Origin of the sequence: Pseudomonas sp. GL-R-26 (assembly GCF_019947365.1) — a bacterium.
GTDB lineage: Bacteria > Pseudomonadota > Gammaproteobacteria > Pseudomonadales > Pseudomonadaceae > Aquipseudomonas.
In genome coordinates this window covers 58,170-68,707 of sequence record NZ_JAGYGI010000029.1, presented here as the reverse complement: position 1 = coordinate 68,707, position 10,538 = coordinate 58,170, and the positions used below count along the sequence as shown (strand labels likewise).

The following is a 10,538-nucleotide window of genomic DNA, read 5'->3' as shown; positions in this document are numbered from 1 at the left end:
TAAGAGACAGCCAACGGACCCACCCACCCCGTCGGGTTCCTGGTGTACCGATACGGGTTCAGCCCACCGGCCAGCTTGACCGGATCCGGCGTCAGATAACGACCGATGTCCGGATGGTAGTAGCGATGCCGATTGTAGTGCAGGCCGCTTTCGACGTCGAAGTATTGCCCCTGAAACCGTAGCGGCTGTTCGAACCGTTCGCCGTCGCCGTGGCTTACTTCGCGGAGTTTTCCGTGGGCGGTGTATTTCGCCGACCAGACGATGGCGCCACCGTAGCTGGTCAGTTCCTGCGGGGTGCCGAGGTGGTCGAGTTGGTAGTAGAACGGGCAGACGTCTGCCCGGCCCTTGCCGTCGAGCAGCGCCAGCGGGCGGAAGCTGCCGGGTTCGTAAACGTAACTGCGGTAGTGCCGGGGAGCGCTTTCGGCGATGAGCTGGTCACCTTGCCAGAAGAGTTGCATTGTCTGGCCGTCGACGGTTTTGCGGATGCGCCGGCCGAAGGCGTCGTAGCGGTAGCTGACACTTTTACCGTCCGGGCTGCTGACGCCAATCAGGCGGTGCTGGCTGTCGTAAGAGTATTCTGTGACCTGGGTCGGCGTACCGCGGCGTTCACGGATCAGGTTGCCGAAGGCGTCGTAGTCATAGTGACTGTCGTAGCGGCGGCACAGGCGATTGCCCTTTAGCACGCACGGACCTGGGCAGTCCTGGATCAGCAGGTTGCCGGCCGGGTCATGGGTGAAGTTCTCCGCGAACTGGTCGCGGGTGTGGCGTACGCCGGTCAGGCGGTCGAGCGCATCGTATTGATAGTGGCGTTGGCCCTGACGGCTGTCGGCAATCTGCAGGAGATTGCCCTTTGCGCTGTAGGCATACTCGCGGCGGTACAGGGGTCGTTGCTTTTGGCTGACGGCATGGACTTGCAAACGACCTTGCTCGTCGTAGGCGTAATCGCTGAGCAGCAGGCCCTGTTGGCGTTGCTGTTCGCGCCCGCCGACAAAACGGTGGCTGGTCAGGCGCGTGCCGTTGAGATCGATGGCAGTCAGGGCGCCCCCTTTGGCGTGGTGGTAAGCAAGGACACAGCCGTCCGGCAGGCGCAGGCGCTTGAGCCGCCCGCAGGCGTCGTAGCCGTAACGCAGAGTAGCCCAGCCCTGATGCTCGGTGATCAGCCGGTCCTGGCGGTCGTATTCGAACGCCAGCGGATGGTCCTGGCCGTCGTCGACGCTGACCAGCCGCCCGAAGTCGTCGTAGTGGTACTCGACCTTGACCCCGTCGGGCAGGGTCTTGAGCAATAAGCGCCCGGCACTGTCGCGTTGGTACTGCGTGACGAGTTGCGAACCGTCGTCGCCGAGCTCGGTTTTCTCCAGCAACTGGCCATTACCGTCATACGCATAGCTGGTACGACGGCCATCGAAGCCGGTTTCCTGTCGGATCAATCCGCCCGGCGTGTAGTCCAGTCGATAGGTGTCGCCGACTTCATTTTCGATCTCGGTGAGCAACAGTTGCGCATGGTCGTAGCTGTACTTCAGTGCGCTGCCGTCGGGGTTGATCCGACGGCTGACCAGGTGCAGATCGTCGGCGAATTCGTAACGGGTTACCCGTCCCAGTTCGTCGGTTTCGGCGGTGACCTGGCCGTAGGCGTTGTAGCGATAGGCACGGCAGGCACCGGTGGGCAGCGTGGTCCTGGTCAGTCGACCCACGGTGTCCCACTCATAGCCGGTGATGGCACCGTGTTCGTCCTGCCGGGTAATCCGCCGGCCCAGCACATCGTAGGAAAAAGTGTGCTGGGCACCGTCTGGCAAGGTCTCCTCCAACAGTTGCCCCAAGGCGCTCCAGACAAACCGGTGACCGCTCTGGTCGGGGAATCGAATTGTCAGCAAGCGCCCCTGCGGGTCGTAGAAATTGCGGGTGATCTGTCCGTCGGGATCGGTGACGGCAGTGATGTCGCCCTGGGCATTGCGCTGACAGGTCCATGTCGCCTGACCACGGCTGAGGGTGTGCAGGAAACCGTGGCGATAGTCACAGGACATGGGCGCCTCATCGGGCGCAAGCTGCGCGACCAACAGGCCGACTTCGTCATACTGGTATTCGGTGACAGCACCGAGGGCGTCCTGCTCGGCGATCAGGCGGCCCTGATCGTCGTAGGCCTTGTGCAGCTCACCGCCGTCGGGCCCGACCTGGCGCACCAATCGTGCGCGATCGTCATGAACGTAAGACTCTTCGCTACCGTCGGCGTAGTTCACTGTCACGCAGCCTTGATCGTCCCAGGCGTAACGCGCCTCCAATTGCGTAAACGAGGCCCAATGATGGATGCAGCGGGCTGCCTTGCCGGAACGTTCCCACGCCCAGAAAAAACTCGCGCCGCCGGCCAGTTGCCGTTGCAGGATGACGTGCTGCTCGTCGTAGTCATAGCGCTCGCTTTCACCCGCGGCGTTGGTTGCCTCGATCAAGCGCTGGCGGGCGTCGTAGCGGTAGCTGACCAGTGTCTGTTCGGTGCTCCAGGTGTTCGCCTCGGGGTCGCCGCGCTGAAGCACCTGATAGTCGACGGCCACCAGATGCTTGAAGTCGTAACGCAGCAATAAGGCGCGGTCGGCGCCGTTGTCCAGGCGCTGGATCCGGTCACAGCGGTCCCGCTGCACCGTCAGGCGGTTGCCGTAGGCGTCGCTGATCGCGCTGAGCCGGCCGTCATGAAAGTGGTAGAACCGCGCGCGGTCGCCGGCCAGGGCAAGGATCAGTTCGTCCGGCTTCTTGCCGAGGTAAATCGCCGCTCGCGACAGGCTGTTGTGGATCACCGGGCGCTCCGCCGTCGGGCGTGGAAACGGCGTGCGGCGGTTTTCGGGATCGATCCACAGCACTTGCTCGCCGTGGAATTCCAGGTGCTGGGACAGCGAATGGCTCCAGCCAAAACCGAGGCCGCTATCGATTTCGACGGCGCTGGTGCGATAGAGGCGGGTGAAGTAGAAGGGCAGGATCCCGTCGAGGGTACCGTCGGTGAAGGGCAGCAGTCCTTCGCCGGTTACCATCGACACCGGGCCGTTGTGAGCGGTGGTTCGCTCGACGGTGTCGGCGCTGTCGCCATTGGGGTTTTTCGCCTGTCTGGAGGCGTCCTCGTGGCGTTCTTGCCTACCGGAGCGAAGTGTCAGGGAGCCGCTGGCGGGGCATGCCAATACCTCTTGGGGATCGAACATCTGCTGTCTTTCGCTTGGCGGAGTGTGGAGCGCGAAACTCTGCGGGGGATCGGCGAGGAAAGAAGTCGGGAAGGGTGGCGCTTGCTGTAGGGCGATTCGCTAAATCGTGGAGGGCCATTCGGCGTCGATCGGGATTTCATCATTGCCCTGAACCGGCGGGGCTCGCTATGCTGCTGAATCCTTTAATCCATGGGGCATCGGCCGTACCTGAACTGCCCGGGATGCCTTAGAAAACGGATCAGATGCGATGAATGCACCACTGAAAGCATTCGGCCCGATCAAGGCCGTGATTTTCGATATGGACGGCTTGTTGCTGGATACAGAGGGCATCTACACCGAAGTCACGTCCATCATTGCCGCGCGTTACGGCCGGACGTTCGACTGGAGCATCAAACAGAACATCATTGGCCGGGGCGCGGGCGATCTGGCGCGCTATGTGGTTGAAGCGCTGGACCTGCCGATTACGGCGCAAGAGTTCCTGGTGATCCGCGAGCCGCTGATGCGCGAGCGTTTTCCTACAGCGCAGGCAATGCCCGGTGCACAGGAACTGGTACGGCATCTGAAGGCCAACAACATTCCCATTGCCGTGGGAACCAGTTCCTCGAGCCAGTCGTTTGGCCAGAAAACCACCTTGCACCGCGACTGGTTCGCCTTGTTCGACTTTATCGTCACCGCCGATGACCCCGAAGTGGGCGCGGCCAAACCGGCACCGGATATTTTCCTGACGGCGGCGCGGCGCCTGGGTGTTGCACCCGAAGATTGCCTGGTGTTCGAGGATTCGCCCTTTGGTGTCACTGCGGCGAAGGCGGCAGGGATGACGGCGATTGCGATTCCGGATGCGGCAATGGCCGACGCAAAGTACGCACATGCCGATGGCATTCTTCGTACGTTGAAGGCGTTTGAGCCGGGCGCATTTGGTTTGCCGGCGCTGGAATGGGCCTAGCTAAAAAGACGGGCCGACACTGGCAAATGTGGGAGCGAGCCTGCTCGCGAAAGCGGTGTTTCAGACAACATCAACGTGTCTGATACTCCCTCTTCGCGAGCAGGCTCGCTCCCACAGTTATTGTAGTTGGCTGACACGCGTCAGGCGCCGAAACCACCGTCGATGGTCAGGCTGGCCCCAGTGATATAGCCCGCTTCAGGGCTGGCGAGGTAAGCAACGAAGCTGGCGATTTCTTCGGCCTTGCCATAACGGCCCACGGCCATCAACGGGATCAGGCTTTCTGCAAAGTCACCGTGGGCCGGGTTCATGTCGGTGTCGACCGGGCCCGGTTGCACGTTATTGATGGTGATGCCTTGCGGGCCGAGATCACGGGCCAGGCCTTTGGTCAGGCCGACCAGCGCCGACTTGCTCATGGCGTACGGGCCACCACCGGCGAAGGGCATGCGGTCGGCGTTGGTGCTGCCGATATTGATGATACGACCGCCTTCGGTCATGTGCCGGGCTGCGGCCTGGGTGGCGATGAACACGCTGCGTACGTTGATGGCCAGGGTCTGGTCGAAGTCTTCGAGTTTGAACTCGGCCAGCGGTGCGACCGCCAGTACGCCGGCATTGTTGACCAGGATATCCAGGCGACCGAAGGCTTCTACCGTGGCGGACACAGCACTGCGGATCGCGTCGGCGTCGGCGCTGTCGGCCTTGATGGCCAGGGCCTTGCCGCCCTTGGCGGTGATGCTGTCTTGCAGTTCTTCGGCCTTGGCCGTGGAGCTGACGTAAGTGAAGGCAACGGTCGCGCCTTCAGCAGCCAGGCGCTTGACGATGGCTGCGCCGATACCGCGAGAACCACCTTGAATCAATGCCACTTTGCCGCTGAGGTTCTGAGTAGTCATGTCGATCTCCAAGTCCCGAGGCGAGATGTCCCGGTTGATGGAGCCTAGTATCGATTCAGGATTACCTGCTGTGTAGACCATAATTACGATAGTCTGTGTAAACCAAAAGTTTATAGTGGCGCCTATGGAAACCTTCAGCAGTATCGAATGCTTTGTGCGCAGTGCCGAGGTCGGCAGCTTTGCTGAAGCGGCGCGACGCCTGAGCCTGACACCGGCGGCGGTGGGCAAGAGTGTTGCCAAGCTCGAGGCGCGCCTGGGCGTCAGATTGTTCCAGCGCAGCACTCGCAGCCTGACGCTGACGGAGGCCGGTCAGTTGTTTCTCGGCGAAGTCAGCGGCAGCCTGCACACGATCCAGAATGCCGTGGCCAATCTTGCCAGCGCCGGAGGGCAGCCGGCGGGCACCCTGAAAGTCAGTATGGGGACGGTATTTGGCTGCCTGTACATTGTGCCGATGCTCGGCGAGTTTCTGCGGCGATTCCCGGCGATAAACCCGGACTGGCACTTCGACAACCGCCAGGTCGATCTGATCGGGCAAGGTTTCGACGCGGCAATCGGCGGCGGCTTTGAATTGCCCCAGGGCGTGGTGGCGCGCCGGCTGAGTCCCGCGCATCGGGTGTTGGTGGCTACGAAGGACTATCTGGAGACACATGCGGCAATCAGCGAGCCGGATGACCTCAAGCACCATGACGGGATTCTGATTCGCTCACCGCAGACCGGTCGGGTGCGCTCCTGGCAGTTGACCCATCGCAATCAGCAACACAGCCCGTTGACGCTCAAGGCGAGGATGACCATGAGCGATTCCGAGGCCGCCTGCGCCACGGCCGCGCAGGGTCTGGGCATTGCGCTGGTGAGCATGCCGTTTGCCTCGGGTTATCTGGAGTCGGGAAGGTTGCAGCGGGTGTTGCCGGACTGGTACATCGATGACGGCTATACCTCCATCTATTACGCCGAACACAAACTGCTGCCCGGCAAGACCCGGGCGTTTGTCGAATTCGTCATTGAGCAGTTTGCCGAGCGGGGATTGGGGCAGAGGTTCAGTGCCATTTGAGGCAGGCTCAAGACCGAGGCGAGGCCATCGCGGGCAAGCCACGCTCCCACAGGTTTTGCGTCGTACACCTTACCGTCATACGACGTAGATCCTGTGGGAGCGTGGCTTGCCCGCGATGAACGATAACGCGGCCTACCGGGCAAACCGCGCCGGCCAGCCAATGATGTTTTTCGGCCGCGGCGTCGCATAAGTCCGCACCTTCGACGTCGACAACCCCAGCCGCACCAGCGACTCGGCAATAGTCACCGCCGCCGTCACCCCATCCACCACCGGTACCCCGGTGCGCCGGCGAATCTGATCGTCCAGCCCGGCCATGCCGCCGCAGCCCAGGCAAATCACTTCGGCCTTGTCCTGGCTCACCGCCAGTTCGGCCTGATGCACGATGGCCTCCAGTGCGCGCTGCGGTTCGTGCTCCAGCTCCAGCACTGCCAAACCACTGGCCCGTACCGAGGCGCAACGGTCCCACAGGCCGGAGAGCTTGAGGCGATCTTCGATCAGCGGCACGGTGCGGTCGAGGGTGGTGACCACGGAATAGGCGTGACCGAGAAACATCGCCGTGCTGGCGGCGGCATCGGTGATGTCCACCACCGGCACATTGAGCAGTTCCTGCAGGCCTTCACGGCCGTGTTCGCCGTAGCCGGCCTGGATCACTGCGTCGAACGGCTGGTCATAGGACATCACCCGGTCCATGACCGCGATGGCCGCCAGGTAACTCTCGAAATTGCCTTCAATGGAGTCGGCGCCGAAGTGCGGGGTGAGGCCGACGATTTCCGTGCCGGGCGACGCGACGGCCTGCGCCGAGCGGGCGATGGCCTGGGTGATGGATTCGGTGGTGTTGACATTGACCACGAGAATGCGCATGGGAAGTCCTTATTGCAGTTGGTTCTGCGGCCCGACAACGCCGGGCCGCGACAGGATCAGTGGCTGGCGTTGTCGACCGCGATGGCTTCGCCGCTGACATCGGCGTAGTGCGGTTGGCGCTTGGCGATGATCAGGTAGAGCATCCCGGCGATGCCAGCACCAATCAGCCAGGAGAACGGCGATACGCTGTGGAACCCCGGTACCAGGGCCAGGACGATGGCGATCAGGGCGGCGGGAATGAACGCCGCCACGGCGCGCAAATTGACCCCGCGGCTGTAGTAATACGCGCCGTTCGGGTCTTCGCTGTACAACTGCGGCACGTTGACCTGGCCTTTTCGAACCAGCCAGTAGTCGACCATGATCACCCCGTACAACGGGCCGAGCAGGGCACCGAGGCCGGACAGGAAATACACGATCACCAGCGGACTGTTGTAGAGGTTCCACGGCAGGATCAGCACGGCGATGGTCGCGCTGATCAGCCCGGCGCGGCGGAAGGTCAGGTACTTGGGCGCCAGATTGCTGAGTACGAACGCCGGGGCGACGAAATTGGCCATGATGTTCACCGCCACGGTGACGATCAGGAACGCCAGGCAGCCGAGCACCAGGAAGAAGGTGTTGGGGATCGAGGCGATGATTTCGGTCGGGCTTTCGATGATCCGGCCATTGATCTGAAATTGCGCGCCGCACAGCAGGACCGTGATGCTGGCGAACACCAGGATGTTCACCGGCAAGCCCCAGAAATTTCCGACCTTGATGGTCTTGCGGCACGGCGAAGAGCGGGCGAAGTCGCAGAAGTTGAGGATCAAGGTGCCGTAGATCGCCAGCCACAACGCGCCACCGGCAAAGATGTTGCGCCACATCTCACCGCCAGTCAGCGGCTCACGGATCGACCAGGCAATCGTCGCATCGGCCTGGGTGTACATCCACGCGGCGAGGGCGGCGACGGTCAGCAGAATCACCGGGCCGGCAAACGCCTCGTAGCGCCGCACCATCTCCATGCCATAGGCAAGGATCGCCAGTTGCACGAACCAGATCACGACGAAACACACCCAGCCCAGGGTCGACAGGCCGAGGATCGAGTCGTGATCGTAGTCGGCGAACCCGGGATGGACCGCCGTCAACAGCACGCGAAAGACCACGGACGCCAGGTACGTCTGAATGCCGAACCAGGCGATGGCGATAACGGCGCGGATCAATGCAGGAATCTGCGCACCGTGAATGCCGAAACTGATCCGGCTGATGACCGGAAACGGCACTCCGGTTTTCTGGCCCATGTAGCCAGACAAGTTCATGAAGAAGTAGACCAGTGCCGCGCCGATCCCCAGGGACAACAGGATCTGCCAGCCACCCAGGCCAAGGGCATACAGGCCGATGGCAAACGAGTAGTTGGCAATGTTGTGCACATCGTTGGTCCACAGGGCAAAGATGCTGTAGCGGCCCCAGCGCCGGCCTTCGGACTTGGTCGGTGCCAGGTCCTTGTTGTGCAATCGGGGGCTGAGTACCACGGGGGCGTGATGCGCCTGATTGTCGGCGGTGTGGGTGGATTGGGAGGAGGGTAGATCCAGCGCGATGTTGTTATTGGAGAGACTAGTACGCATTCCGGCAGGCTCCTGATGCTCGACGCCGCGATGACTGTGCATGAGCGTTGGCTCGACAAATCTTCGTCGCGGGTGGCGAATATCATTGGTTACGGGGCATCTGCAGCCTGTACGGGATAGGGCGCTTCAGGCTTGCGGATCTAAAGTGTGTGTATGTTTTGATTTGATTGTATACAAAACATGCATGCACTTAAGCCAGATCCATGCCAGTCGCGATTCTATAAAAATCAGTGCTCATTTCGTTTTGTTATCGGTAACGGATAACTGACTGAAAAATAGAAAATATAAATTGACCGATTGAACAGGTATTTATTTTTGGAGAGGGAGATGAAGGCGAGATGATGAGAAAGGAGATGTAACTTTTTGGGGCGCTGAAACTAAAAGTGCACACACAAATGGCACCGATGGTGACATTCGTGTGTACACATTTTTTGTGGGCTCCCACAGGGGGGATTTCACAAGGCTTGGGATCAGGCTTTCGACTTGCTGATGATATTCCCCGCATGCAGCCCGCATTCCTTCTGCGTCGCTTCTTCCCACCACCAGCGGCCTTCACGCTCGTGCTGGTTCGGCAGTACCGGGCGGGTGCAGGGTTCGCAGCCAATGCTGATGAAACCGCGTTCGTGCAGGCTGTTGTACGGCAGTTCCAGCATGCGGATGTAGCCCCAGATCTCTTCGCTGGTCATTTGCGCCAGCGGGTTGAACTTGTACAGGGTGCGTTCCGGGGTGGAGAACGCGGTGTCGATTTCCATCACCGCGACGGCGCTGCGAGTACCGGGGCTCTGGTCCCGACGCTGGCCGGTGGCCCAGGCCGTCACGCTGGACAGTTTGCGGCGCAGCGGTTCGATCTTGCGGATGCCGCAGCATTCGCCATGGCCGTCCTTGTAGAAGCTGAACAGGCCTTTTTCCTTCACGAACGGTTCGAGTTTGGTGTAGTCCGGCGACACCAGTTCGATGTCGATCTTGTAGTGCTCACGCACCTGATCGATGAAACGATACGTCTCGGGGTGCAAGCGGCCGGTGTCGAGGCTGAACACCTTGACGTTCTTGTTCAGCTTCCAGGCCATGTCCACCAGCACCACATCCTCGGCGCCGCTGAAAGATATCCACAGGTCATCGCCGAACTCGGCAAAAGCGAGTTTCAGAATGTCCTGGGCGGATTTGTTGGCATAGGTCGTGGCGAGTTCCACGACGTCGAACGTTGGGCTCATCAGGGCGGCTTCCTACAGGTCGGTGGCGCTGGGCGCTCTATATAGGGTCGATGGTAACAAAAAGCTGCACGGGCCGGGGCATCCTCTGCGTTGCGCAGGCAGGCCCGAGTCGCTAGAGTTCGGCAGTCTTTTTGCTCGCTCGACTCAATAATCAATACAAATGGGAGTGTCTTGTGGAAATTGCCTGTCTGGATCTTGAAGGTGTATTGGTTCCGGAAATCTGGATCGCCTTCGCCGAAAAAACCGGGATCGAATCCCTCAGGGCCACCACCCGGGACATTCCCGACTACGACGTGCTGATGAAGCAGCGCCTGCGGATCCTCGACGAGCACGGCCTGAAGCTCTCCGACATTCAGGAAGTGATCGCCACGCTCAAGCCGCTGGACGGCGCCATCGAGTTCGTCGACTGGCTGCGCGAGCGCTTCCAGGTGGTGATCCTGTCGGACACCTTCTATGAGTTCTCCCAGCCGCTGATGCGCCAGCTGGGCTTCCCGACCTTGCTCTGCCATCGTCTGATTACTGACGACAGTGGGCGAGTCACTGACTATCAACTGCGTCAGAAAGATCCCAAGCGTCAGTCAGTCCTGGCCTTCAAGAGCCTCTACTACCGGGTGATCGCGGCGGGGGATTCCTACAATGACACCACGATGCTGGGCGAGGCCGATGCCGGGATTCTGTTCCATGCGCCGGATAACGTGATTGCGCAGTTCCCGCAGTTCCCGGCGGTGCACACGTTTGAAGAGCTGAAGCAGGAGTTCATCAAGGCTTCGAACCGCACTTTGAGCCTGTAAGTACATTTCCTGTCGGAGCG

General features: G+C 61.0%; 8 protein-coding genes. 3 read left to right on the top strand and 5 right to left on the bottom strand.

Annotated features, from left to right (window positions below; translation table 11 throughout):
* Window positions 1-3,179: RHS repeat-associated core domain-containing protein (locus KGA96_RS24295; protein WP_223515174.1), on the bottom strand; the 3,179-nt coding region annotated here is incomplete at its 3' end.
* 247 nt (window positions 3,180-3,426) lie between these two features.
* Here KGA96_RS24295 and KGA96_RS24290 point away from each other — a divergent pair.
* Entirely contained in the window at window positions 3,427-4,122 is a 696-nt protein-coding gene (locus tag KGA96_RS24290) for an HAD-IA family hydrolase (protein ID WP_223466072.1), read from the top strand.
* Window positions 4,123-4,262: 140 nt separating this feature from the next.
* Here the strand turns inward: KGA96_RS24290 and KGA96_RS24285 are convergent, their stop codons facing one another.
* Window positions 4,263-5,009, bottom strand: a complete 747-nt coding sequence (locus KGA96_RS24285; RefSeq protein WP_223466074.1) for a 3-oxoacyl-ACP reductase family protein — start codon at window positions 5,007-5,009, stop codon at window positions 4,263-4,265.
* 124 nt (window positions 5,010-5,133) lie between these two features.
* Between KGA96_RS24285 and KGA96_RS24280 the strand changes: the two genes are divergently transcribed.
* Entirely contained in the window at window positions 5,134-6,057 is a 924-nt protein-coding gene (locus KGA96_RS24280) for a LysR family transcriptional regulator (RefSeq protein WP_046042919.1), read from the top strand.
* 132 nt (window positions 6,058-6,189) lie between these two features.
* On the opposite strand, the gene KGA96_RS24275 is transcribed toward KGA96_RS24280, so the two are convergent.
* The 3 genes from KGA96_RS24275 to KGA96_RS24265 all read right to left on the bottom strand — a co-directional run bounded on the left by KGA96_RS24275 (window position 6,190) and on the right by KGA96_RS24265 (window position 9,727).
* The gene (locus tag KGA96_RS24275; protein ID WP_046042917.1) at window positions 6,190-6,918 is read right to left on the bottom strand and encodes an aspartate/glutamate racemase family protein; all 729 of its coding nucleotides are present in this window, start codon (window positions 6,916-6,918) and stop codon (window positions 6,190-6,192) included.
* Between the two features lie 56 nt (window positions 6,919-6,974).
* A complete protein-coding gene (locus KGA96_RS24270) occupies window positions 6,975-8,516 on the bottom strand; it encodes an NCS1 family nucleobase:cation symporter-1 (protein WP_223466077.1) in 1,542 nt (513 codons plus the stop codon).
* A gap of 470 nt (window positions 8,517-8,986) precedes the next feature.
* On the bottom strand, window positions 8,987-9,727 hold the full coding sequence (locus KGA96_RS24265; protein WP_056721880.1) for a phosphoadenylyl-sulfate reductase: 741 nt from the start codon (window positions 9,725-9,727) through the stop codon (window positions 8,987-8,989).
* A 173-nt stretch (window positions 9,728-9,900) separates the two neighbouring features.
* Here KGA96_RS24265 and thrH point away from each other — a divergent pair, with 173 nt between their 5' ends.
* Complete coding sequence (gene thrH, locus KGA96_RS24260) at window positions 9,901-10,518, top strand: bifunctional phosphoserine phosphatase/homoserine phosphotransferase ThrH (RefSeq protein ID WP_151213296.1); 618 nt, start codon at window positions 9,901-9,903, stop codon at window positions 10,516-10,518.
* The last annotated feature ends 20 nt before the right edge of the window (window positions 10,519-10,538 follow it).

Coding starts and splice junctions, on each gene's coding strand:
- KGA96_RS24290 (WP_223466072.1), top strand. CDS start 3,427: ATGAATGCACCACTGAAAGCATTCGGCCCGATCAAGGCCGTGATTTTC.
- KGA96_RS24270 (WP_223466077.1), bottom strand. CDS start 8,516: ATGCGTACTAGTCTCTCCAATAACAACATCGCGCTGGATCTACCCTCC.
- KGA96_RS24265 (WP_056721880.1), bottom strand. CDS start 9,727: ATGAGCCCAACGTTCGACGTCGTGGAACTCGCCACGACCTATGCCAAC.
- KGA96_RS24285 (WP_223466074.1), bottom strand. CDS start 5,009: ATGACTACTCAGAACCTCAGCGGCAAAGTGGCATTGATTCAAGGTGGT.
- KGA96_RS24280 (WP_046042919.1), top strand. CDS start 5,134: ATGGAAACCTTCAGCAGTATCGAATGCTTTGTGCGCAGTGCCGAGGTC.
- KGA96_RS24275 (WP_046042917.1), bottom strand. CDS start 6,918: ATGCGCATTCTCGTGGTCAATGTCAACACCACCGAATCCATCACCCAG.